Origin of the sequence: Desertibacillus haloalkaliphilus, from assembly GCF_019039105.1 — a bacterium.
In the GTDB taxonomy this organism is placed as follows: Bacteria; Bacillota; Bacilli; order Bacillales; family KJ1-10-99; genus Desertibacillus; species Desertibacillus haloalkaliphilus.
Map to the genome: position 1 here is coordinate 26,593 of NZ_JAHPIV010000007.1, position 24,777 is coordinate 51,369.

The following is a 24,777-nucleotide window of genomic DNA, read 5'->3' on the forward strand; positions in this document are numbered from 1 at the left end:
CTTATCCCTCCATTACTAATAATTCTGGGTCATTTAATAAACGCTTAACATGGTTTAGTGCATTTTGTGCAGTTACACCATCAATTAAACGATGGTCATAACTTAATGAAACAGCGAGAACTGGTGCTGCTACAATTTCTCCATCTTTAACTACTGGCTTTTCAGCAATGCGTCCAATACCTAAAATAGCCACTTCAGGATGGTTGATAACTGGTGTAAACCATAATCCGTTGGCTGAACCTACGTTTGAAATCGTACAAGATCCGCCCTTCATTTCATCACTTGATAATTTACCATCACGTGCTTTAAGCGCTAATTGATTGATTTCATCAGCCAGCATAAAGATCGATTTACGATCTGCATCTTTAACAACCGGAACAACTAGTCCTTGCTCAGTATCAGCTGCAATTCCCACGTTATAATAGTTTTTGTAAACAATCTCTTCATTTACATCATCAATTGAAGCATTTAATGCTGGGAACTGACGAAGTGCTGAAGTTAAAGCTTTAACAACGTATGGTAAGTATGTTAATTTAATATCTTTTTCAGCAGCCACTGGTTTATATTTCTTACGATGAGCAACAAGTGCTGATACATCAACTTCATCCATATGCGTTACGTGTGGAGCTGTCTGCTTAGAGTTAACCATCGCTTTTGCAATTGCTTTACGGATACCTTTTAATGGTACACGCTCCTCATTCGCACCTTCAGGGATTGCAGTAGGCGTTGTTTTTGGCGCTGCTTTTTCTTGTGGTGCTTCCGCATTTGCAGCAGGCGCTTCTGCTGGTTGTTCTCCACTTGCAAACTTATCAATATCTTCTTTTAAGACACGTCCATTTTCACCGCTTCCTTGGACTTGACGGATGTTAATGCCTTTTTCTCTTGCATATTTACGTACAGATGGCATCGCGATCACACGTGTCGTTTCATCACCATCGTCTTGCGTAGCTGCTGGCTTTTCTTCTGTTTTTGGTGACTCTTCCTTCGTTTCAGATTGAGAAGCTGGTGCTTCTTCTTTCGCAGACTCTTCCTCCGCAGCCGGTGTTTCTTCACCTGTATCAATGGTAAGAAGAGTATCGCCAACAACCGAAACGGTCCCTTCTTCTACTTTAATATCTAACACTTTTCCATCAACTGGAGATGGAATTTCTACTACAGCTTTATCATTTTGTACTTCTAGTAAGATGTCATCTTCTTTAACTTCATCACCAGATTTTACAAACCATTTTACAATTTCACCTTCATGGATACCTTCTCCGATATCAGGAAGTTTAAATTCGTATGCCACAAAAAGCGCCTCCCTTAAATTATATTCGCTTCGTTAGAGATTGAAAAAGAAATCAGCAAGCCGCTGACCCCTTTTCAATTCGTTCATCATCTATAGCTTTTGTTAACAATTAAAAGTTAATAACTGTCTTGGCTTTTTCAACAATATCTTTAAAGTCAGGAAGCCATACATCCTCTGCTGCAGCAAAAGGATAAACCGTATCAGGTGCTGCCACACGTAATACAGGTGCCTCTAAACTTAAGATTGCACGTTCTGTAATTTCTGCTACAACATTAGCCCCAATACCTGCTTGCATTTGTGCCTCTTGAACAACAATAGCTCGGTTTGTCTTTTCAACTGAGGCAATAATCGTCTCAATATCTAGTGGGCTAACCGTACGAAGGTCAATAACCTCAGCGTCAATGCCCTCTTTTTCAAGCTCTTCAGCCGCTTTTAATGAAGAATGAACCATTGCTCCATACGTAATGATTGATAAATCTTTACCTTCACGCTTCACATCAGCTTTACCAAGCTCAATTGTGTATTCTTCCTCAGGCACTTCACCGCGGAATGATCGATACAATTTCATATGCTCTAAGTATACGACAGGGTCGTTATCACGGATGGCAGAAATCAATAGCCCTTTTGCATCATATGGCGTAGAAGGGATTACAACCTTCAACCCTGGAGTCTGAGCCATTAACCCTTCTAGGTTATCCGCATGAAGTTCTGGAGTTTTAACCCCTCCACCAAATGGAGAACGAACGGTAATTGGTGAATGATACTTACCACCTGAGCGGTAACGCATACGAGACATTTGTCCGGATACTGAATCCATTACTTCAAATACGAAACCAAAGAATTGGATTTCCATAACCGGTCTAAAACCTGTTAAGCCAAGCCCAATGGCTAAACCACCAATCCCTGATTCAGCAAGTGGTGTATCGAACACACGCTCTTCTCCGAATTCCTTTTGTAAACCTTCTGTCGCACGGAATACACCACCATTTTGACCTACATCTTCACCGAACACGAGAACATCTTCATTCGTTTTTAATTCATTTCTCATCGCATCCGTAATTGCTTGAATCATCGTCATTTGCGCCATGGTTTACTTCGACTCCTTCGCTGTGTATTCTTCCATTTGCTCACGTAGGTGGCTTGGAAGTTCCTCAAACATCGTTCCAATCAGATCAGTCACCTTTTGTTTTGGTGCTGCGTCAGCTTCTTTAATGGCCGCTTTGATATCTTCTTTTGCCTTATCTACGACCTCATTTTCTTTTTCTTCACTCCATAGTCCTTTTTTCTCTAGGTATTTACGGAAACGGACAATCGGATCTTTCTTTTCCCACTCATCATCAAGCTCTGAAGTACGGTAGCGTGTTGGGTCATCCCCTGCCATTGTATGTGGACCATAACGGTAACACATCGTTTCAATTAATGTAGGAACACCGTTTAATGCACGCTCACGCGCATCCTTTGTAGCTGCATAAACCGCCAAAATATCCATACCATCCACTTGAACGCCTTCGATTCCAGCAGCAACAGCTTTCTGGGCAATTGTTTTTGCTGCAGATTGTTTTTCAACTGGAACAGAAATTGCAAATCGGTTATTTTGAACAACGAATACTGCAGGTGCATTATATGCTCCAGCAAAGTTTAAGCCCTCATAGAAGTCACCTTGAGATGCACCACCATCACCTGTATACGTAATCGCAATATTGTCTTTGTTCTTACGCTTAAGACCTAGTGCAACACCAGCCGTTTGAACGATTTGTGCGCCGATGATAATTTGTGGCATAAGCACGTTGACTTCATCAGGAATTCTCCCACCTTCAATGTGTCCACGAGAATAGAGAAATGCTTGATAAAGCGGGAGTCCATGCCAAACGATTTGTGGGATATCACGATACCCTGGTAAGATCCAATCTTTGTTATCTAAGGCAAATTGTGAGCCTAACATTGAAGCTTCTTGGCCCGCAACTGGTGCATAGAACCCTAATCGTCCTTGGCGGTTTAAAGAGATTGCACGTTGGTCCCAAATACGTGTATAGACCATTCGTCTCATCATTTCTTGTAATTCTTCATCAGATAATTTAGGCATCGCTGATTCGTTTACGATTTCGCCTTCTTCATTCATAATTTGAAACATTTCAAAGTTGTTTTCAACTTGCTCAACATTTTTTGTACTCAATACCTTCACCTCTTCCTTTGTATTCAAGTCCATCGTATTAACTTGTTGTTACCTGACTTGCACCTTATTAATAAATAATAATTTCGAATGTACTGTACGATTCGATGCAAACTCCCTACTAGGATACCCATATTTTCTCCATAAATAACTTCATCTAGACGATCAACTGATTTAACTACCATCATTAACATCCATTTTTTGATACTCATATCTTTCACTAGTTCGCAAGTACAACGGTTAATACGTTTCATAAAAACTGTATTAGTTGTTTTTTTAGTAAAATAAATACAACTTCTTTTCACAAAATAAGTCTACATGAAAGAGGTAAAATCCGTCAATCATTTTGTATTATATATTTTTATTTTTTCTCTCACACGTCAACACCCTACAAATCCAAATAATCTGAACCTGTTACACAACAAAACAACAAACACAATAATACAGACAAACAAAAAAAAGAAGACATTATTTACATAATGTCTTCCAATACCCTTTTGTAACAGATGAACTTTATTCACTAGGATAGCTAACGTCCAATTCTGCGGCCTCGTAGAAGTCTTTTTTGTGTTGATTGTAACTTTCCGTATATTGATTAAATGTTTCCTTTAATTCTGAAACGCTTTGATAGGAAGTGTTAATCAGATCAATTTGCTCCTGAAGAACATCAATGGTTAATTCCTCGTCTTGGAGCATTTCATATAACTCTCGATCAAGGTCAATCGCATTTTCATATTCATGATAAAGTTCTTGATACTTGTCGTAACGCTTATTCATAACTTCGACTAATTCATCAGCTGACGAACGAACATCTTGGTTGTCGATACTTTCAATTTCAGTTTCAACCTTCAAAAACTCCTCAAAGCTAGCATCAAGACTTTCCTTTTCTTTTTCAATGTACCCCTGCCGCTGTTCAACAATCGTTAAGGCCTCTTCTGCGAGGGAACGAATTTCTTCAAACTCTTCCACCCCTAACGAAATAATTTCTTCATATAATTGATGCTCCCGTTGCTCTGCGTCGACTAATGGTTGCTGCTGTTGTTCAAAAACATCCTCCATTGCAACAGCCTTTTCTAAATGATTGTAAATCGTTTCCGCTGGATCTGTACTACAACCGCTAAGAACCATTGATGCTAGCAACATAATGATAAATAAACCCATCCTCATCTTACGTTACGCCCCCTTATGTATACCTTCATTAAAGTGCCAATAAAACCTTACCTTAATTTATTTTCATTGACAATAACCGAGCAACAACCTGATAACTTCTATATGCTTGACGATTCAAAGATTGTCTATATAGTATATTTCATACTTCTTCTCATAGTACCCCATTTTACATTTCTCCCCCACGCAACCTTCCATTTTTAATAGCTTTGCTTTCTCAATTTTTGGGTATGCGTCCACCCACATTATTCCAATTAGCATAATGTAATAGTGAATCGTCAAAACGACGATGATTACAAAAAGGAGGTTTTCTCATGCATTGCTATGACCCTTGTGGATATGGATACGGATATCAAACTGCACCTGCATACGGGCCAGGTTATGGACGCGGCAGAGGATTTGCGTTAATCGTTGTGTTATTTATTCTGTTAATCATCGTTGGCGCATCACGGTTCGGTGCCTGTTAGAGGCATAAAAAAGCGGGAGCGATGAAAGGAAATTGTAATAGCTTCGCACGTTGCGCGCTTGCTACGAGAAACTCACTCGTAGCAAGCTTTTAAAAATGGCAACGGCTTCGCACAATACTTCGAGGTTGCTAAAAAGTGAAAATCGTATTTTTTGCAACCTCATGAAAGCTTCAGTTTTTTCATCTTAATCAATTTGATATACTAAAGAGGTCTTGATTTCTAGTTATTTTATACATATAGTCATTGATATCGAATAAGGAGTGAAATGTGAATGTTAACAATGAAAGATGTAATTCGCGAAGGTAATCCTGTTTTAAGAAAAGTCGCCGCCGAAGTCAACCTTCCCGCAAGCGATGAGGATCAAGAAATCCTACAACAAATGCTTGATTTTGTTAAAAACAGCCAAGACCCTGAAGTGGCTGAAAAATATGATTTACGCCCAGGAGTCGGACTAGCGGCACCACAAATAGGTATTAGTAAACGAATGATTGCAGTTCATGTTGAAGATGAAAAGGAAAAGCTATACAGTTACGGTTTATATAATCCAAAGATTGTAAGTCACTCTGTTGAAATGACTCATTTGGAAAACGGCGAAGGTTGTTTATCTGTAGATCGTGAAGTTCCCGGAATAGTACCTAGATATGCACGGATCACAGTACAAGGTATGACACTTGAAGGGGAAGAAGTTTCTCTACGTTTGCGAGGATTACCCGCCATCGTTTTCCAACACGAGATTGATCACCTAAATGGCATTATGTTTTATGATCGCATCGAGGGCTTAAAAGACAAAATGAAGCGCGAGCTACCAAAAGGACTTTAAGTAAAAAGAGACGTGTGAAAAGTTCATAACTTTTCACACGTCTCTTCCATTTTATAATATGTGTGTAGCGCACGTGCAGCTCAACGAAGAACTTCGACAGTCATTTTACCGGACTTTTTGAACATCCTCTATAATAATCCAACTTTCTTTAAGCCATTGAAAATCCCATCACCTGAGACATCAGAAGTGACAACATTGGCGACTTTTTTAACTTCATCTAATCCATTACCCATCGCCACACCTGTCCCAACAAGTTCAAGCATTTCTAAGTCATTTAATGCATCACCAAACGCGTAAGTATTTTCCACTTTGATTGAATTTTTACGTAATAATTGCTCGATCCCCTTTGCCTTTGAGCCACCTTTCGGTAAAACGTCGATGGAAAATTGATGCCACCGGACAAAATCAAATAAGTGAGGTCCTCCTACATATGTATGCTCTTGTTGACGTTCACAAAAAATTAAAGCCTGATAGATCTCTTCGTTGTGATAAAACGTATGATCATATGGTGGATAAGGTAACTTCAATCCAGTCATACATTCATCAATATGTGTATGTCCCTCAGCATTAGCACGTGCAACTTCGTGATTTAAAAAAACCATCGGATGTTCATTCTCACTTGCCTGCCCTTCTAGGCGATAAAGGTGATCTTTATCAAGCGGTTGCTTATAAATTACTTCCCCTTCATATACGACATAGGAGCCATTAAAACTTATATACGAGTCAATCCCTAATTCTGATCGGAGCTCTCTAAACATAAATGGCGCCCTCCCAGTCGCAATAGCAACATGAACACCTGCCTGTTTCAAATTTATAATGGCTTCCTTTGTTGAGGCTGGCACTTCTTTATGATCATCCACAAGTGTACCGTCAATATCGAAAAACACCATTTTCTCTGCCATAGACTTTTTCCCCTTTACTAGTTTCTCCTCTGTATTGCTATTGTTTATTGCCACCAACATTAGTATGAAGGATACATTAGAAAAAAGAAAGATTTCGTGTTTACTTCCTTCCGGCATTAATTTCCTTGTAGAAGTGCAGCTTTTTCAACACATACTAAAAACAAATCAGGAGACGAATCTATAGTCAAAGGAGTGGATCAAAATGTTTAAACGAATGAAAAGAAGGATATTAAAACGAGTCAAGGATTTATTACCAAATAAGAATCTTTCAAGCGTATAAAAGGTTTTAGATTGTAGCGAAAAGGCAAGGATGACATGAGGGAATTAATAAAAATCTGAGTGGCAAATGCACAAGTTAAAAAATTAAACATGAAAAACAATCCAATTTCCTTTATAATGAAAGACATATAATAATACGTTTTACAAGGAGAGGTAACAAAGCATGATTTATAAAGTTTATTATCAAGATTCATTTGACCAAGTACCCGTTCGTGAGAATACACACTCATTGTTCATCGAAGCCGACAGCGTGCGTGATGTTCGCCGAAAGCTCGCTGAAAAAAACTATAACATTGAATTCATTTCACCATTAACAGGTGCCTATCTCGATTATGAACAACAAAAAGAAGACTTTAAAGTGGAGACGTTTTAATATATGAAGCAAATTAAAAACAATCAAACAGCCGTTTTCGCCCTAGGCGGACTAGGAGAAATAGGCAAAAACACATACGGCGTCCAGTTTCAAGACGAAATCATTTTGATTGATGCTGGTATTAAATTCCCTGAAGATGAGCTATTAGGGATTGATTATGTCATCCCTGATTATACGTACTTGGCAAAGAACGAAGACAAAATTAAAGGATTATTTATTACCCATGGCCATGAAGACCATATTGGCGGCATCCCTTACTTGTTAAGGGAAGTTAATATCCCCATTTATGGCGGAAAGCTTGCATTAGGACTGTTAAAAGGAAAGCTAGAAGAACACGGTCTACTCAGGCGGGCGAAGTTACACGAAATTCACGAAGATCAAATTGTAAAATTCCAAAAAACTTCGGTATCCTTTTTCCGAACAACACACAGCATTCCAGATTCTTATGGAATTGTCGTGAAGACACCTCCGGGCAATGTTGTTCATACAGGCGATTTTAAATTTGACTTCACTCCTGTTGGTGAAGCAGCTAATCTTACGAAGATGGCGAAAATCGGTGAAGAAGGCGTACTCTGTTTATTATCAGATAGTACAAATAGTGAAATCCCTGAGTTTACAATGTCAGAGCGCAAAGTCGGTGAAAGCATTGACTCTATCTTTCGTAAAGTGGACGGCCGAATTATTTTTGCTACATTCGCTTCTAACATTCACCGACTGCAGCAAGTCGTAGAATCTGCCGTTAAAAACAATCGAAAAGTCGCTGTATTCGGTCGTAGTATGGAATCAGCGCTGACAATTGGACAAGAACTAGGCTATATTAAAGCACCGAAAAATACATTCATTGAACCATCTCAATTGAACAAGCTTCCTGATAATCAAGTGACCATTTTATGTACCGGGAGTCAAGGTGAACCAATGGCTGCCCTATCAAGAATTGCTTTTGGGACACATCGACAAATTCAGATTATCCCTGGAGATACCGTTGTCTTTTCATCTTCACCGATCCCAGGGAACACGCTTAGCGTTAGCAAAACCATTAATCAGCTATTCCGTGCAGGAGCAGAAGTTATCCATGGCTCATTAAATGATATTCATACTTCTGGTCATGGTGGACAAGAAGAACAGAAGCTCATGCTTCGTTTAATGAAACCAAAATACTTCATGCCCATTCACGGTGAGTATCGCATGTTAAAAATGCATACACACTTAGCTCAGGATTGTGGTGTACCAGAAGAAAATTGCTTTATCATGGACAACGGCGAAGTACTGGCCCTCCACCCTGACGAAACTGGGATTGTTGGTAAAATCCCATCTGGAGCCGTCTATGTCGATGGTCACGGCATTGGCGATATCGGTAACATCGTTCTACGCGATCGCCGGATACTCTCTGAAGAAGGGCTTGTCGTCGTTGTTGTTAGCTTAAACATGAAAGAGTTTAAAGTCACTGCGGGGCCTGATATTATTTCAAGAGGGTTTGTATACATGCGTGAATCTAGTGATCTGATCTATGATGCACAGAAATTATTAGCAAAGCATATTAATGATGTGATGGAGCGCAAAACAACTCAATGGTCTGAAATCAAAAATGAAATTACAGATGTGTTAGGGCCATTTTTATATGAAAAGACAAAACGAAAACCGATGATCTTACCAATCATCATGGAAGTTTAAACTGAAATGCGCAAGGCTCCCGTTCATCGGCCACCATCAAAGGAGATCTGACAAGCAGAAGCGCTTCTTTGCTTCTCTTGACAGAGCGAAGTGACCTCGAACCGATGGCGCCTGAGCTAGACAAGAAAATGAGCTTAGGGAATTTCCCCTAAGCTCATTTTTAGTCTACATCTAATATACCCTTTTCTAATCGCTGAATATCTTGATCTGCACCGATAATGATTAAAATATCACCACGCCGCACTTCTTTATCTGGTTTAGGTGACACATGAATTTCTTTACCTCGCTTAACGGCCATGATGTTACACCCGTAGTTTGCCCGAATATCAAGGTCAATCAATGTTTTACCGTGAATTTTATAACCAGCAATCAACTCAACAATACTATATTCATCGGAGAGTTCGAGATAATCTAGAACATTTTTCGAAACAATGTGGTGAGCGATTCTTGTTCCCATGTCTCTTTCTGGATGAACAATACGGTCAGCACCTATTTTACTAAGTACCTTTTCATGATAATCATTTTGGGCTTTGACGGTAATGTGCTTAATACCCATTTCTTCTAAAATAAGAGTCGTTAAGATACTTGCTTGGATGTTATCTCCAATCGCGACTATTACATGTTCAAAATTCCTAATCCCCACGCTTTTTAACGCCTTTTCATCAGTAGAATCAGCAACAACTGCATGTGTAACGATAGTTTTATATTCATTCACTCGATCTTCATTGTTATCGATCGCTAAAACATCCATCCCTTGGTCACTTAACGACTTACAAATACTACCCCCAAAACGTCCTAATCCGATGACTGCAAATTGCTTTTTCACGATTATGCCCCCAGTGCTAACTTCTTCTCATTTGCGTACGTTTTTACAATATCTTACCACATTCAAATCAAGATGAAAATTGGAGTAGGGACATAACCATGACAAGAGGATTATCCTCCCGGAAATAGCCGCGACCACGTGTGCGGTCCCACGATCCCATCTACACTAATTCCTTCTTGTCGTTGGAAATTTCGAACTGCACGCTCCGTAACCGGCCCATACAGGCCATCAACAGCAACGTTAAGTTCACGTTGAACTCGTTTGACATCATCTCCACGCATATAAGGTGACTGCAACGATAGTAAGCGCTGGTAAGAGGGTTGATTATCTCCGTTGACTCGGTCAAGCGCACGCCAAGTTTGCGGTCCTACAATGCCATCAACAGAAAGGCCATGTTGACGTTGAAACTCTCTAACTTTTTGTTCCGTTTCATTACCAAACACCCCATCAACCATCGCTCCAACTTTTTGCTGCACTTCTCGAACATCTTCTCCCCGCATCATCGGACGAATGTGACGTAACATCCGGCGTGATTCACTATTAAACCGCTCTTCACTTTCGTCAGGTTCATCCGTAGGTGATGCATGCTCGATTTCTTCATCATTTCCATTACCTTCGTAATTACTGAGAGCAGTCCTAGTCTCTGGACCGACGATCCCGTCTACACCAATACCTGCACTTCTCTGAAACCGTTGCACAGCATCATACGTTTGTGGTCCAAAAATGCCATCAATTGGCCCAGGTTTAAATCCAAGTTCATTTAGACGCTCTTGCAAAGCTAAAACATCGTCTCCTTGGTCGCCACGGCTTAAATAATTTCTCTGACGGACACCGGCAACGTAATTAGGAGAGCGATATGAGCCACTAATATCTTCACCAGCCCGTTCTGCAAGCTCTCTTCTAAAGTTTTCCATGTTAATTGATGGGCACTGTTTCCACTCATAACCTGGAAATTCGATGTGTCCCCACACATTTTCAACTGAAATATTTAACTGATCCATTAACATCAATGTTAAATCCAAGGTTGCATTACGCTGCGCTTCACCTAATGATTGCTGAGTGAAATCACCAACCATACAAATACCAACTGCTCGACCATTGCTATTACCTACATGATAACTAACAACTTCAGCATTATGACACCAATTGATCGTGCCATCTTTATCAACGACATAATGATAACCAATTCCTGGCCATCCTAAATTATTTACATGATAGCGTGCAAAAGCTTCTGCACTTCCTGATGTCGTTGCACTATGATGGATCGCAATATTTTGTATTGCATTTCTAGAACGTTGACGATAACTTCGATTTCGATTTTGTGTTAGTTGATTTCGTTTATCGATAATTTCCATTTCAGCAATCACCTCATTGTATATATATAACTTACAGCTTTCATAGGTGATTGTTCTAGGAAAATTTTTTAAAAGAAGTCATAAAAAAAGCGATAAAAATCGCTTTTTTTAAACCTTATTCTTTAATCCCAAGCACACGATTTACTCGTTTGGTTAGCATCTTCATGCCACCACCACCAGCCTGGAAATGACGAAGTTGACCTTCAGCATCAAAAACGTAGTAGGAAGGTACATACTCATTTTCAAATGCATCGGTTAATTTATGTGCATTATCAACAAAGATCGGCTGTGAAATATCATGTTCATCTGCTACTTGTTTAATTTCATCAAGATCTAGATCTTTTTCAGAGCGCGGCATATGAACAGCGATTACATTTAATTGATCTTTGTACTTATCACGAAATTCATTTACATTTGGCATCGCTTCTTTACATAAACCACAGCTAATTGACCAAAAATGAATCAATGTCGGCTTATCACCAATTAACTGCTCTTTTGAGATCTCACCATTAAACCAAGTTGTAGCTCCTTCTAGTTCAGGCATTGGAGAACGTAATTTTAACGCCATATTGCTTCCTCCTTTATGTGTAAAAAACGGTTAGAAAAAGGCCTAACATGTTTGCTAGACCTTTATATCCACACTTATAATATGTTCAAATGATCGAATTATAATGTTTCTTGACCTGGTTTCCAGTTTGCTGGACACAGTCCACCAGTTTGAAGCGCTTGAAGTACACGTAGCGTCTCATCAACGTCACGTCCAATGTTGTTATGGTTAACAACAGAATACATTAATTCACCTTCTGGACTAATGATGAATAGGCCACGAAGTGCAACACCTTCATCTTCAATAAGAACGCCATAATCTTCAGATACGCGGTGGTTTGTATCTGCAGCTAGTGGATATTTCAGCTCGCCTAAACCATTGCTGTCTCGAGGTGTGTTGATCCACGCTTTGTGAGTGTGGATTGTATCTGTAGACACACCGATAACTTCTGCATCTAAATCTTCAAACTCATCGTAGCGATCACTCATTGCAGTAATTTCCGTTGGGCACACAAATGTGAAATCCATTGGATAGAAAAATAGAACTGTCCACTTGTCATTTTTCATATTCTCTTCAAGGCTTACATTACCAAATTCCTTGTTAGGTAATACTGCATCCATTTCAAAACGAGGCGCCTGCTTTGCAACCATACGCTTATCTGTCATATGTACATACCTCCTAATAGTTATTAAATATTTTGATTATAGTAATGATTATAAGAGAGAAATTACCTATATTAAATAATAATTAGTTTAAATTACTAATGTTCCCCTCTTTATAACACTAAAGGTATTATACCCGTTTTCTCATCAACTCAAACCTCAATCTTATGCTTTTTCTTCCTTCATTTATTCATTCCATCAATAAAAAGACCACTCTTACTGAAGTGACATCCTTTTCTTACGAGAACAGTTATGATAGTATATTCGTTATTCTTAATTAAACATTTTTGTTTAGGTTTTAGTTGGGAGGATTAGCGGTTACGTTAAAAGTATAATAAACAGAGGAGTGTTAAACATTGGATTATATTAAAAATATCGATTATTCTTCTTTCATAAGTGGAGCATTAGTTATCATTCTCCAAATCCTTCTACTTATCATTATATTTCTAATTGCAAAAGCCATTGGAAAGAAACTCATTACAACAAGCTTTACTAAAATGGCGGAACAGAGACAGATGACAGCAGGTCGAATGAAAACACTGCAAAAATTAGCGATTAATGTCTTCTCTTATGCATTAATTTTTATCTTCTTCACCATTCTCATTGGTATTTTCGGTCTTGATATTGCCCCTCTCATCGCTGGTGCTGGTATTATCGGACTAGCAATCGGTTTTGGTGCTCAAGGGCTCGTTAGTGATATTGTTACAGGGTTCTTCCTATTATTAGAAAAACAAATTGAAGTCGATGATTATGTAACAATGGCAGGCGTTGATGGTGTCATCGAAGAAGTTGGGTTACGTACGACACAGCTTCGCGGCTTTGATGGTACACTTCACTTTATTCCAAATCGCGAAATCAGTAATGTTAGTAATCATTCACGCGGCAATATGCGTGCCCTTGTTGACATTAGCATTTCATACGATGATGATATTGATCAAGCTATTGATGTATTACAAAAGGCTTGTGACGATGTCGCTAGACAAGATGAGTCAATTAAAGAAGGCCCGAACGTCATTGGTGTTCAAAGTTTCGGTTCTTCCGATGTAGTGATCCGGGTAATTGCGAAGACGGAAAATATGTCGCAATGGGCTGTAGAACGACAACTTCGTAAAGCAATGAAGGAAGCTTTAAATGAAAACGGCATTGAAATTCCATTCCCTCATCAAGTATACCTTACAAAAAACGATAAGAAAGGACAGCACTAAAGGCTGTCCTTTTCTTATTTACCTTGTAATGTTTGATCAACACGTTCACAGATTTCATTAGCATTCATGCCATGTGCATTAATAACTGACCCAGTTGTTATTGTATTCTGTATCCCCATCATATTTTCATCTTGCCCAGTGATCACGCAGCAATCACAACCTTTAGCATCCTGTTCCTGCTTTAATTGGACAACATCATACCCTCTTGATTGTAGTTCTTCTTGTACATTTGTTAACGACTGCTCAATACCTACTTTAGGCATGAAAAACACCTCCAATAAACTTTTAAAACCATTCGTTACTAGTGTGACCAGAAGTAGCAAAATCATACGGATTCACTTTTCGCATTACTGTAATTCGGTTATTTAAGAACTTTCTGATCCACTCTTGGTCAATAGAAATGTAATTCATAAAAAAACGCTCAGAATAACATCCTCCTGAGCGTTTTACTAATGCTTCTTATATTTAGTTTAGGAGACTTTCCATGATAGGTAGTCGATCATATGTTTTATCGCAACCGGGATCGCTTCTTCCGATGGCTCAATTTTCGCGTCATGTAAGCCATGGTTCGTATCGACTCCTAGCCAAAACATAAAACCCGGAATTTCATCTAAGAAATAGCCAAAATCTTCGCCTGTCATTGCTTCGCGGCATTCAATGACATCAACGCCCGCCTTTTCTTGGCTGAATTCAAGGAACTCTCGAGTCAACGCATGCTCATTATACACTTGACGGTAATTCGCCCCATAATCAATGACAGCATCACATTCAAATCCAGCTTCAATTCCGTTTACTAATGCCTCTATTCTCGATTTAATCTTTGTCATGGATTCAATCGAAAGCGTTCGAATCGTTCCTTCAATTCGTGATTGTTCTGCAATAATGTTTTGCTTTGTGCCACCTGAAATTTTGCCAATCGTAACGACACCGGAATCAAGTGGATCAACGTTACGTGAAACAATGGTTTGTAATTGTGTTACGAGATGACTTGCTGCCACAACCATATCATTGGCCGTATGCGGATAGGCGGCATGTCCACCTTTTCCTTTTAAATCAATGAATAGTTCAGAAGTATTGGCAAATAGCAAGCCTTCACGCGTCGCAATCGTCCCTACCGGATATTCTGGCGCAATGTGTAGTGCAACGATCATATCTGGTTTCCATTCTTGGAAAATTTCTGTTTCCATCATCGGCTGGGCACCACCTGGCCCTTCTTCAGCCGGCTGAAACAGAAATAATAAGTCATCTTTTGGTTGGTGGTTCGCAAAGTGAGTTAGGATCCCAAGTGCTATCGTCATGTGCAAGTCATGACCACATGCATGCATATTGCCCTCATGCGTTGATTGGAAGGAATAGCTTGTCTGTTCACGAATGGGCAGTCCATCCATATCCGCACGATAACCTACCATTTTTGCCGGGTTCGTACCGTTCACTTTTACAAAAATACCCGTCTTCCACGTTTTCACTTCAATAGATTCTTTTGGTAACGTTTCAATATACTCTAGAAGGAACGCTTGTGTTTTCACTTCTTCAAAGCCTAGTTCAGGGATCTGATGAAGCTTTCTACGAATGGTTAGAAATGGATCAACTACACTCATTTGGCAACCTCTTTTTTAATTGCATTTAAATTTTTTTCAAAGGCTACTATGAAATCATCAATCTCTGCACGCGTTAACGTTAACGGCGGTAGCAGCCGCACGATCGTTTGTTGCGTGACATCAATCAGGTACCCTTCATCTAACATTTGCTTTTGGAATTGTTTAACGTTTGCTGCTGTTTCTTTCGTTGCAATCCCAATCATCATTCCTATACCCCGGATATCTTCGATTAGCGCTGGGTAACTTTCCTTAAGATGAAGCAACCGTCCCCATAAGTAATCAGCATGTTCCTTGCCAGCTTGCAACTGTCCTTCATGTAAGAGGACATCGAGGACCGTATTACCAAGTGCAGCACTTAGCGGCGATGGTGCAAAGGTTGTTCCGTGGTCACCAGGCTGAAACAGATTTGCAAGTTTCTCACCAGAGATCAATCCCCCTAATGGCAGGCCTCCACCAACGCCTTTGGCAAATAAAATCAAGTCAGGTGTGATGTTCGAATGTTGATAAGCAAATAATTTTCCAGTTCGACCAATTCCTGTTTGAATTTCGTCAATCCCGAATAGGACTTGATGCTCTTTACAAAGCTTTTCAATCCCTTGTAAGTAATCTGCTTCTAGCGGAACAATTCCACCAGATCCGAGCACAGGCTCCATCAAAATTGCTAATGGCTTTTTCGTTTTAAAAAGCTCTTCGACTTGCTCTAAATCACCAGGGTCCACCTCATAGACAGGTGTCGATGTCACCGGAAAGTCTTGATACACATTTGGCTGTCTGGTTAGCTTAAGTGCCCCTAAAGTCCGTCCGTGGAAACTCTTCTTTAAAACGACAATCCCATCACGGTCGCTCTCTAGCGTTTGCTTCCATTTATGAATCAGTTTTAACGCCGCTTCGGTTGCTTCTGCGCCTGAATTAACAAAAAACACTTTGCCAGGAATTGAATTCTCAACAAGCGTTTTTGCTAATGTAATCGCAGGAGGGTTCAAAAACACATTAGATATGTGTAAAAACTTCTCACCTTGATCTTTAATTGTTTTTACAATTGCCGGATGTGAATGCCCTAAAATATTGACCGCTAAACCTGTAAATAAATCTAGGTAAGCTTTACCATCCACATCATACAAATGATTGCCGACACCACGTTCAATGGCAATCGGCAATCGGTTGTACGTCGACATGATATAGGTTTGATCGAGGCTTTTCCAGTCAGTCATGTTCATGCCTCCTTCATATCAATCACGAATTAGTTATCTTCATTCAAACGACGAAGTTCTGTTTTAATCTCTGTCTTCCCTTTTGTCTGTTCATCAATTTCTTTAATGACACGTGCTGGCGTACCTGCTACAACCGTATTCGGAGGAACATCTTCTGTTACAATCGCACCGGCTGCAACAACTGCCCCTTTCCCAACAGTTACTCCTTCAAGGATCACACAGTTTGCTCCAACAACTACGTCATCTTCTACAATAACAGGCTTCGCTGATGGTGGCTCAATCACACCTGCTAGGACAGACCCTGCACCAATGTGACAATTGTTTCCTACTGTTGCACGTCCCCCCATAACAACGTTCATATCAATCATTGTACCTTCACCAACTACAGAGCCGATGTTGATTGATGCTCCCATCATGATGACCGCATTTTTCCCAATTTCCACTTGGTCACGAATAATCGCACCAGGCTCAATACGTGCTTGAATGTTCTTCATGTCAAGCAAAGGAATGGCAGAGTTACGGCGATCATTCTCAACGACGTAGTCCTCAATTTTTGCTTCATTTTCTTTTAGTGCTTGTTCGATCTCTTTCCATTCACCGAAAAGGACACCTGTATTTCCAGTTACAAACGTCTTTGTCGATTCACCAAAGGTAAGTCCTTCTAATTCACCTTTAATATGTACTTTTACTGGTGTTGATTTTTCACTATTTGAAATAAATGAGATAATTTCATTTGCATCCATCATTTTCATGGGATTGCCTCCTTCTTAATATGTAAATGTTTTTTTCTTCTATACCATGATAGTTATTCCAATTAAAAAATGCAATCATAAGTACGAAAACACTCACAATTGTTCGAATCATTATCATAGCACCTTCGATTTTACCATGAATGCTCACTTTCCTCTACGAATTGCTAAAAAAGAATTCCACCTTTAAATGCTTTTTACATCATGAATCCTAAGAGCCAAGCACGTTTGTGACATTCTCCCACAAGAAGATTAGCCTGATCACTAAGCAGGAATTTGCCATATTTTAGCGAATTTCTAATTATGTATAACTATTTTAAAAAGGGGATGAACCGATGAGTTTTCATACTGCCGATTTATGTGATGATTACCGTGATGAACTAAAGTTAGCTGATCCGCTCTTTAATCAATTTGGTAAGAAGAGAAATTTTTCTGGACCGATCGTAACAGTCAAAGTGTTTGAAGACAATGTTTTAGTAAAAAAAGCACTTGAAACGATTCCATCAGGAAGTGTACTTGTTGTAGATGGTGGGGCTTCACGTCGTTGCGCACTTATGGGAGATAACTTAGCTGAAATTGCAGTTAAGAGAAAGCTTGCTGGTGTGATCATTAATGGGTGTATACGAGATTCAGGAGAGATCAATGAGATGGACATCGGCGTCTTCGCCTTAGGGACAAACCCGTTTAAAAGTATAAAAGAAGGGAAAGGATACGAAAACCTGTCCGTACAATTTGCCGGAGTGGATTGGTCTCCTGGCCAATATGTTTATGCTGATGAAGATGGTATTTTGCTCGCTGAACGAAAATTAATCTAACGAAAAATATTGTTGAACGTTGAATATTGTAATAGAACAGAGGTGGTATAACCACCTCTGTTTATAGAACACATCGGACAACACCTATTCTCACACAAAAAAAAGACTCCGCGATCAAAACGGAGTCTTTCTATAATATATGATGAGATGAGAGAGATAATCAATCGTGATTACTTTTGGAATTGCGCTTCTTCTGTTGAACCTTTAAGTGCTGTTGTAGAAGAAGTGCCACCAGAAACAACTTGAGAAACTTCATCAAAATACCCTGTACCAACTTCACGTTGGTGACGTGTTGCTGAATATCCTTTTGCTTCACTAGCAAACTCAGCTTGTTGAAGCTCAGAGTATGCACCCATTCCACGAGTTTTGTAGCCGTGAGCAAGTTCAAACATGCTATGGTTAAGAGCATGGAAACCAGCAAGCGTAACGAATTGGAACTTGTAGCCCATTTTACCAAGTTCAACTTGGTATGTTTCAATCGTATCTTTATCAAGGTTTGCTTCCCAGTTAAATGAAGGTGAGCAGTTATAAGCAAGCATTTTGCCTGGGAATTTCGCATGAATCGCATCAGCAAATTTTTGTGCTTCTTCAAGACTTGGTTTTGATGTTTCACACCAGATTAAATCAGCATATGGCGCATAAGCTAACCCACGTGCAATCGCTTGATCGATACCAGCATTTGTACGATAGAATCCTTCTGGCGTACGCTCTCCTGTAATAAACTCGTGATCTGTCGGATCTACATCTGAAGTAATTAAGTCAGCAGCATCCGCATCTGTTCTTGCAACTAGAAGCGTTGGAACACCACTTACATCTGCAGCTAGTCGAGCAGCCGTTAAGTTACGTACCGCTGTTTGCGTTGGGATTAATACTTTACCACCAAGGTGACCACATTTTTTCTCAGAGGCCAGCTGATCTTCAAAGTGAACGCCAGCAGCGCCTGCTTCAATCATACCTTTCATTAGTTCGAATACGTTTAATTGACCACCGAATCCAGCTTCAGCATCAGCAACGATCGGAGCAAAATAATCAATGTCACCTTCTCCTTCAAGGTGTTGAATTTGGTCTGCACGTTGTAATGATTGATTAATCCGTTTTACGACTTGAGGTACACTGTTTGCAGGATACAAGCTTTGGTCAGGATACATTTGTCCAGCTAAGTTTGCATCTGCCGCCACTTGCCAGCCACTTAAGTAGATCGCCTTAAGGCCAGCTTTTACTTGTTGTACCGCTTGCCCACCTGTTAAGGCACCTAGTGCGTTTACAAATGGTTCTTCATTAATTAACGTCCATAACTTTTCCGCTCCACGACGAGCAAGTGTATGTTCAATTTGAACAGAGCCTCGTAAGCGAATGACATCTTCAGCTGAATATGGTCTTTCGATGCCATTCCAGCGTGAATCATTTTCCCAGCTTTCTTGTAATTTTCTAGCTTCCTCTTGAATGTTTACGTTTGTCATAATACTCCATCTCCCTTTTTTGAAATTAAATGATTCCCCTCTACATTCAGTCCCGACGACTACAATAGCTTTCACGCGATCGTCTGCATTAAACATTTAGCTTATCAGCTGGCCAATCACACGAAATCTCCTAATCTGAGCAATCACCCCTACCTTCAACTTAATGGTATGTAGTAAATTTCTTTCTCGCTGTGTTAATACAGTGTTTTTATTTCTGGTATTATAATATAACAGACTTTTGTAAAATACAACCACTTTTTAGAATTTTCTCATCTTTAAATAAAAGTTTAAATATTCAGATAATAAACCGATTGTTAGGTCTCTCACTTCTTCCTTGTATTAAATAGTAAACTATGTTACTTTGTTGTTAACTTAAAAGATGACCACTAGGGGTGCCATCGTGCTGAGAGAGGCCTTCGCCTTAACCCTTAACCTGATCTAGATAATACTAGCGTAGGGAAGTGGATGGGATACATCGTACATCGATCAATGGTTTTCTGAATAGATTGACATTGGTCCATGTCCAATTGTTAAACCAAACCACTCCTTATGTTGGAGTGGTTTTCTTTTTGGTTTATAGCCATAGCAACATTAAATCTCCCAAGAACCTACATACTACAAACTCATAACAAACAAAAAGGAGTGAAACATATGAAACAGACGATTGACCCCCATCAGGTTCAACGGGAAGTAGACAACAGAAAAGATGAACTACTTGAGCTCGTTCAGGCATTAGTGCGCTATAAAACACCAAGTCCACCCGCTCGCAACACTGTAGCTGCTCAAACATACATTGCCTCCTACCTAGAAGACCTCGGCTTCTCTATTGATAAATGGGATGTATACAAAGGAGATCCTAACGTAGTCGGAACATTAAAAGGGACAGAACCTGATTACTACAATAGCCTCATTATTAATGGTCATATCGATGTTGCTGAAGTTGATGATAGTGAAGGCTGGAACACTGACCCTTTCGATCCCGTGATTAAAGATGGCAACATCTATGGACGCGGAACTGCAGATATGAAGGCTGGAAAAGCCGCTTCGCTATTTGCGATTAAACTTCTTAAGGAAGCAGGTGTCAAACTGCCAGGGGATCTTATCTATCAATCTGTCATCGGCGAAGAAGTTGGAGAAGCAGGAACATTGGAATGTTGCCGCAGAGGTTATGATGCCGATTTTGCGGTTGTCGTCGACACATCTGACTGTCACATCCAAGGTCAAGGCGGTGTAATCACGGGATGGATTACTGTTCAAAGTCCGAAAACCTTTCACGATGCAACAAGAAGAAACATGCTTCATGCCGGCGGAAGCTTGTTTGGAGCAAGCGCGATTGAAAAGATGATGAAAATTATTGAAGGGTTACAATCGCTAGAACAGCATTGGGCGGTAACAAAATCATACCCAGGGTTCCCTGCTGGAATGAATACCATTAACCCAGCTGTCATTGAAGGTGGTAGGCATGCAGCATTTATTGCCGACAAGTGTTCCCTATGGATTACCGTCCACTTCTATCCTGATGAAAATCATGAGGACATTATTAAAGAAATTGAAGAGCATGTTTTGAACGTTGCCGCTGCTGATCCATGGCTACGCGAACACCCTCCGACATTTGATTGGGGTGGTCAATCAATGATTGAAGATCGCGGAGAGATCTTTCCTTCATTAGCGATTAATAACGAGTGGCCTGGGCTTAAAACACTTGCTTCATCACACCAACACTCAACAGGTACTTTACCAACTATTGGGATGTCACCTACTGTCACTGATGGCGGCTGGTTAGCTGAAGCCGGCATTCCGACTGTCATCTATGGGCCTGGTGATTTGCAGAACGCACACGCAGTTAATGAACATGTCCCGATTGACCAACTTCTTCAGTTTACAAAAGTAATGATTCAATTTATCTATGAGTGGTGTCATACAAAAAAATCTAAACATAATTAGGAGTGATTACGATGAAATTTTCAGACCGACTACATAAAAGTGCAGAAACCGTATGGAGAAAGAGCCATGATCACCCCTTTGTCCAAGGCATCGGCCATGGTACTTTAGATGTTGACAAATTCAAATTTTTTATGCGTCAAGATTATCTTTATCTCATCGACTATTCTCGCTTGTTTGCCCTTGGTAGTTTAAAAGCACATGACCTTAAGACCATGTCGACATTTGCGAAATTACTTGATGCAACCTTAAATATTGAAATGGATCTTCACCGCGAATACGCGAAGAGACTTGGGATCAGTAAAGAAGAATTGGAAGAAACGAAGGCGGCACCCATAACACTTGCTTATAGCGGTTATATGTTAAACATCTCCCAACGCGGATCATTAACGGACTTAATCGTAGCCGTACTTCCCTGCACATGGAGCTATTTTGAAATTGGAAAAGAATTAAGTAAAATCCCTGGAGCTAGCGATCACGAGCTTTATGGTGAATGGGTAAAGATGTACGCTTCAGAAGATTTCGAAGAATTAGCCGTGTGGTTAATTGATTTAATTGATGAATTAACAGTAGGTGCAACTGAAAAAGAACTTGCTAGACTCGAAGAGATCTTTTTAACAACAAGTCGCTATGAATATATGTTTTGGGATATGTCTTATAAACAAGAAATGTGGCCAACAGATGAGTAAACAGGCTCTTGCGTTTGAGAACGTATCATTCTCTTACGAACCACAGCAAAAACAAACCTCTTCCCTAGTTCTCGATTCACTTGCACTTTCAGTTAATGAAGGTGAATTTATTAGCTTGCTTGGTCCAAGTGGCTCTGGGAAAAGTACGATTTTTCGGTTAATTACAGGCCTTGAACAACCTACTGCTGGTACAATCTCGCTTCATAATGAGGTTTCATCAAACCGCTTAGGAAAAGTCGGTTATATGCCACAACAGGACCTACTGCTTGAGTGGCGAACGATCTTAGAAAATGCTACCTTACCACTCGAACTAAAAGGCACAAATAAAAAAGAAGCAAAACAGCTAGCCAAACAACATTTACAAGATTTTGGGCTTAATGGCTATGAAAATCATTATCCACAAGCTCTATCAGGAGGGATGAGACAGCGTGTCTCTTTTCTACGTGCGATGCTAAGTGGTAGCAACATACTGCTACTTGACGAACCATTTAGTGCACTAGATGCGATGACCCGCTTAACCATGCAAGAATGGCTGCTTGAACAATGGGAAAAGACAAAGAAAACCATTATCTTCATTACTCATGATGTTGATGAAGCATTATTGCTATCTGATCGTATATTCCTCTTCTCCGCTCGACCCATTTCAAGCTATGAAGAGATACACGTCCCACTAAAGCGACCACGAACAATCGAAAAAATGAGCGAGCCGACTATGGTTGAATTAAAGCGGGAATTGTTGCAGCAACTACGAAAACAGGTGAAATTATGAAACCACTTCAAAATTATTGGCTCTCAATCATTCTCGTACTCGTACTTATTACGCTATGGGAGATTAGTGCTAGCATCTATGATAAAACCTATATTCTACCGACACCTAGTGCAATCCTTGAAAAAATGATTGAATTAAATGATGTGCTATTATTCGTTCATCTACCGGCAACCTTACAAGTGATTGTGATCGGTCTATTGATCTCGATTGTCTTTGGCGTCTCCCTCGCTGTTTGGATGAACCAAAGCACGCTCGCTGAAAAAACATTTTTTCCGATCGTTATCGCATCGCAGACGATACCAATTATCGCACTTGCTCCGATTTTCGCACTATGGTTTGGGTATTCCATCTGGAGTAAAGTCGTTGTCACCATTTTGATTACCTTTTTTCCAATTACGGTCAGCACCTTTGATGGACTGCGTTCGACAAGCAAAGATGTCACGGAACTTTTGAAAACAATGGGAGCAACGAAAAAACAAATCTTTCTAAAAGTTCAAGTTCCATCAACCCTCCCCTATTTTTTCTCGGGATTAAAAATTGCGGTCACCTTAAGCGTCATCGGTGCAGCGATCGGTGAATGGCTTGGGGCTAACGCAGGGCTTGGTTACTTTAGTCGCAGGATGATGACCCAATTTGATGGAGCTGGTGTTTTTGCACCGATTGTTTGGTTATCGATCTTAGGGATTGGATTATTTTTACTAGTAAAAGCTTTAGAAAAAATCACCTTAAAATGGAGGAAACATTCATGAAAAAACTATCAACCTTTTTATTTTCTCTCTCACTTGTCCTTGGTCTAACAGCTTGCGGGGGAGACGAAACGGATAACGAAGCCGTCGAACCAAATCTTGACAATGATAACGAATCGACTGAAACGTCGCAAAATGAAGCTAGTGAATTAAGCGAGCTTGAAATCATGTTAGACTGGTATCCAAACGCCGTTCATTCCTATATCTACACGGCACTTGAAGAAGGTTATTTTGAAGATGAAGGGCTTGACGTATCGGTCGTCTTCCCCGCTAACCCGACTGATCCAATTAATTTGGCTGCCTCGGGCGGTGTCACATTAGGAATTACGTATCAACCAGATGTGATCATGGCACGCGCGACCGACGTTCCTGTGGTCTCGATTGCATCAATTGTACGGTCACCATTAAACCATATGATGGTATTAGCTGAAAGTGACATCAAGTCTCCTGCCGATCTTGAAGGAAAACAAGTCGGATACCCTGGTATTCCTGTCAATGAACCACTTCTAAAAACGATGGTGGAAACAGATGGTGGAAACTTTGAAGACGTAGAAATGATTGATGTTGGCTTTGAACTCGGGGCTGCGATTGTGAGCGAACGCGTCGATGCTGTTGTTGGTACATATATCAACCACGAGTTTCCAGTGCTTGAACACCAAGGCCATGACATTCGCTATTTTAATCCTGTTGATTTTGGTGTTCCTGAGTTTTATGAGTTAGTAATCGTCACAAATGAAGATACACTTGAGGACGAAAAAGAAAATATTGAGGCCTTTTGGCGAGCAGCAACAAGAGGCTATGAATTTATGAAAGAGAACTCAGAAGAAAGCTTGAACATTCTCTTCGACAACCAAGATCAAGCAAACTTCCCACTCGTTCGAGAGGTTGAAGAGCAAAGTATCGAAATTTTACTAGACATGATGGAGACGGATACTGAACCGTTCGGAAGTCAAACAAAAGATTCATGGCAAGAAACCATTGATTGGTTAAGTGACGCAGGGCTTATTGAAGACGAGCCAAACGTTGATGACATATTTATTAATCTAGATTAAGTCTAACGAACGACC

General features: G+C 40.0%; 24 protein-coding genes, 1 pseudogene and 1 riboswitch. Of the genes and pseudogenes, 11 read left to right on the forward strand and 14 right to left on the reverse strand.

Annotated features, from left to right (window positions below; translation table 11 throughout):
• Nucleotide 1 precedes the first annotated feature (1 nt).
• The 4 genes from KH400_RS09065 to KH400_RS09080 all read right to left on the reverse strand — a co-directional run bounded on the left by KH400_RS09065 (nt 2) and on the right by KH400_RS09080 (nt 4,625).
• The gene (locus KH400_RS09065; protein WP_217224105.1) at nt 2–1,288 is read right to left on the reverse strand and encodes a dihydrolipoamide acetyltransferase family protein; all 1,287 of its coding nucleotides are present in this window, start codon (nt 1,286–1,288) and stop codon (nt 2–4) included.
• Between the two features lie 109 nt (nt 1,289–1,397).
• The gene (locus KH400_RS09070) at nt 1,398–2,375 is read right to left on the reverse strand and encodes an alpha-ketoacid dehydrogenase subunit beta (RefSeq protein WP_217224107.1); all 978 of its coding nucleotides are present in this window, start codon (nt 2,373–2,375) and stop codon (nt 1,398–1,400) included.
• 3 nt (nt 2,376–2,378) lie between these two features.
• Entirely contained in the window at nt 2,379–3,494 is a 1,116-nt protein-coding gene (gene pdhA, locus KH400_RS09075; RefSeq protein WP_217224109.1) for a pyruvate dehydrogenase (acetyl-transferring) E1 component subunit alpha, read from the reverse strand.
• A gap of 477 nt (nt 3,495–3,971) precedes the next feature.
• A complete protein-coding gene (locus KH400_RS09080; RefSeq protein WP_217224111.1) occupies nt 3,972–4,625 on the reverse strand; it encodes a YkyA family protein in 654 nt (217 codons plus the stop codon).
• A 380-nt stretch (nt 4,626–5,005) separates the two neighbouring features.
• Here KH400_RS09080 and KH400_RS24060 point away from each other — a divergent pair.
• A pseudogene (locus tag KH400_RS24060) lies at nt 5,006–5,092 on the forward strand (YjcZ family sporulation protein); the annotation flags it as partial.
• A gap of 271 nt (nt 5,093–5,363) precedes the next feature.
• Nucleotides 5,364–5,912, forward strand: a complete 549-nt coding sequence (gene def, locus KH400_RS09090; protein WP_217224115.1) for a peptide deformylase — start codon at nt 5,364–5,366, stop codon at nt 5,910–5,912.
• Between the two features lie 128 nt (nt 5,913–6,040).
• On the opposite strand, the gene KH400_RS09095 is transcribed toward def, so the two are convergent.
• Nucleotides 6,041–6,814, reverse strand: coding sequence for a Cof-type HAD-IIB family hydrolase (locus tag KH400_RS09095; protein ID WP_217224117.1), 774 nt, complete (start codon nt 6,812–6,814; stop codon nt 6,041–6,043).
• A 442-nt stretch (nt 6,815–7,256) separates the two neighbouring features.
• Here KH400_RS09095 and KH400_RS09100 point away from each other — a divergent pair, with 442 nt between their 5' ends.
• Nucleotides 7,257–7,466 carry a DNA-dependent RNA polymerase subunit epsilon gene (locus tag KH400_RS09100; RefSeq protein ID WP_217224119.1) on the forward strand — a complete coding sequence of 70 codons (210 nt, stop codon included), beginning with the start codon at nt 7,257–7,259 and terminating at the stop codon, nt 7,464–7,466.
• A 3-nt stretch (nt 7,467–7,469) separates the two neighbouring features.
• Nucleotides 7,470–9,137, forward strand: a complete 1,668-nt coding sequence (gene rnjA / locus KH400_RS09105; protein WP_217224121.1) for a ribonuclease J1 — start codon at nt 7,470–7,472, stop codon at nt 9,135–9,137.
• Between the two features lie 160 nt (nt 9,138–9,297).
• On the opposite strand, the gene KH400_RS09110 is transcribed toward rnjA, so the two are convergent.
• The 4 genes from KH400_RS09110 to KH400_RS09125 all read right to left on the reverse strand — a co-directional run bounded on the left by KH400_RS09110 (nt 9,298) and on the right by KH400_RS09125 (nt 12,530).
• Nucleotides 9,298–9,963, reverse strand: coding sequence for a potassium channel family protein (locus KH400_RS09110; protein ID WP_217224122.1), 666 nt, complete (start codon nt 9,961–9,963; stop codon nt 9,298–9,300).
• A 110-nt stretch (nt 9,964–10,073) separates the two neighbouring features.
• Entirely contained in the window at nt 10,074–11,318 is a 1,245-nt protein-coding gene (locus tag KH400_RS09115) for a peptidoglycan recognition protein family protein (protein ID WP_217224124.1), read from the reverse strand.
• Between the two features lie 115 nt (nt 11,319–11,433).
• Nucleotides 11,434–11,886, reverse strand: a complete 453-nt coding sequence (locus KH400_RS09120; RefSeq protein WP_217224126.1) for a redoxin domain-containing protein — start codon at nt 11,884–11,886, stop codon at nt 11,434–11,436.
• A gap of 98 nt (nt 11,887–11,984) precedes the next feature.
• On the reverse strand, nt 11,985–12,530 hold the full coding sequence (locus tag KH400_RS09125) for a peroxiredoxin (protein WP_217224127.1): 546 nt from the start codon (nt 12,528–12,530) through the stop codon (nt 11,985–11,987).
• Nucleotides 12,531–12,892: 362 nt separating this feature from the next.
• Between KH400_RS09125 and KH400_RS09130 the strand changes: the two genes are divergently transcribed.
• On the forward strand, nt 12,893–13,732 hold the full coding sequence (locus KH400_RS09130; protein ID WP_438821111.1) for a mechanosensitive ion channel family protein: 840 nt from the start codon (nt 12,893–12,895) through the stop codon (nt 13,730–13,732).
• Nucleotides 13,733–13,746: 14 nt separating this feature from the next.
• Here the strand turns inward: KH400_RS09130 and KH400_RS09135 are convergent, their stop codons facing one another.
• The 4 genes from KH400_RS09135 to dapD all read right to left on the reverse strand — a co-directional run bounded on the left by KH400_RS09135 (nt 13,747) and on the right by dapD (nt 17,293).
• Nucleotides 13,747–13,995, reverse strand: a complete 249-nt coding sequence (locus tag KH400_RS09135) for a YkuS family protein (protein ID WP_217224129.1) — start codon at nt 13,993–13,995, stop codon at nt 13,747–13,749.
• Between the two features lie 207 nt (nt 13,996–14,202).
• The gene (locus KH400_RS09140) at nt 14,203–15,330 is read right to left on the reverse strand and encodes an N-acetyldiaminopimelate deacetylase (protein WP_217224130.1); all 1,128 of its coding nucleotides are present in this window, start codon (nt 15,328–15,330) and stop codon (nt 14,203–14,205) included.
• Nucleotides 15,327–16,541 (reverse strand): aspartate aminotransferase family protein, encoded by a 1,215-nt coding sequence (locus KH400_RS09145; RefSeq protein WP_217224131.1) that lies wholly within the window; start codon nt 16,539–16,541, stop codon nt 15,327–15,329. Before KH400_RS09145 ends, KH400_RS09140 begins: the two co-directional genes overlap by 4 nt.
• A 29-nt stretch (nt 16,542–16,570) precedes the next feature.
• Entirely contained in the window at nt 16,571–17,293 is a 723-nt protein-coding gene (gene dapD / locus KH400_RS09150) for a 2,3,4,5-tetrahydropyridine-2,6-dicarboxylate N-acetyltransferase (RefSeq protein ID WP_217224133.1), read from the reverse strand.
• 332 nt (nt 17,294–17,625) lie between these two features.
• Here dapD and rraA point away from each other — a divergent pair, with 332 nt between their 5' ends.
• A complete protein-coding gene (gene rraA, locus KH400_RS09155) occupies nt 17,626–18,105 on the forward strand; it encodes a ribonuclease E activity regulator RraA (RefSeq protein ID WP_217224135.1) in 480 nt (159 codons plus the stop codon).
• Nucleotides 18,106–18,275: 170 nt separating this feature from the next.
• Here rraA and aceA read toward each other — a convergent pair whose 3' ends face one another.
• Nucleotides 18,276–19,565 carry an isocitrate lyase gene (gene aceA, locus KH400_RS09160; RefSeq protein ID WP_217224353.1) on the reverse strand — a complete coding sequence of 430 codons (1,290 nt, stop codon included), beginning with the start codon at nt 19,563–19,565 and terminating at the stop codon, nt 18,276–18,278.
• A gap of 378 nt (nt 19,566–19,943) precedes the next feature.
• A riboswitch (TPP riboswitch) is annotated at nt 19,944–20,042 on the forward strand.
• A 174-nt stretch (nt 20,043–20,216) separates the two neighbouring features.
• On the opposite strand from aceA, the gene KH400_RS09165 reads away from it, so the two are divergent.
• The 5 genes from KH400_RS09165 to KH400_RS09185 are packed head-to-tail and all read left to right on the forward strand — an operon-like array spanning nt 20,217 to nt 24,762.
• A complete protein-coding gene (locus KH400_RS09165; RefSeq protein WP_217224137.1) occupies nt 20,217–21,509 on the forward strand; it encodes an acetylornithine deacetylase in 1,293 nt (430 codons plus the stop codon).
• An 11-nt stretch (nt 21,510–21,520) separates the two neighbouring features.
• A complete protein-coding gene (gene tenA / locus KH400_RS09170; RefSeq protein WP_217224138.1) occupies nt 21,521–22,195 on the forward strand; it encodes a thiaminase II in 675 nt (224 codons plus the stop codon).
• Complete coding sequence (locus tag KH400_RS09175) at nt 22,188–22,964, forward strand: ABC transporter ATP-binding protein (RefSeq protein ID WP_217224139.1); 777 nt, start codon at nt 22,188–22,190, stop codon at nt 22,962–22,964. Before tenA ends, KH400_RS09175 begins: the two co-directional genes overlap by 8 nt.
• Nucleotides 22,958–23,713 carry an ABC transporter permease gene (locus KH400_RS09180; RefSeq protein WP_438821112.1) on the forward strand — a complete coding sequence of 252 codons (756 nt, stop codon included), beginning with the start codon at nt 22,958–22,960 and terminating at the stop codon, nt 23,711–23,713. Before KH400_RS09175 ends, KH400_RS09180 begins: the two co-directional genes overlap by 7 nt.
• The gene (locus tag KH400_RS09185; protein WP_217224141.1) at nt 23,710–24,762 is read left to right on the forward strand and encodes an ABC transporter substrate-binding protein; all 1,053 of its coding nucleotides are present in this window, start codon (nt 23,710–23,712) and stop codon (nt 24,760–24,762) included. Before KH400_RS09180 ends, KH400_RS09185 begins: the two co-directional genes overlap by 4 nt.
• Nucleotides 24,763–24,777 lie beyond the last annotated feature (15 nt).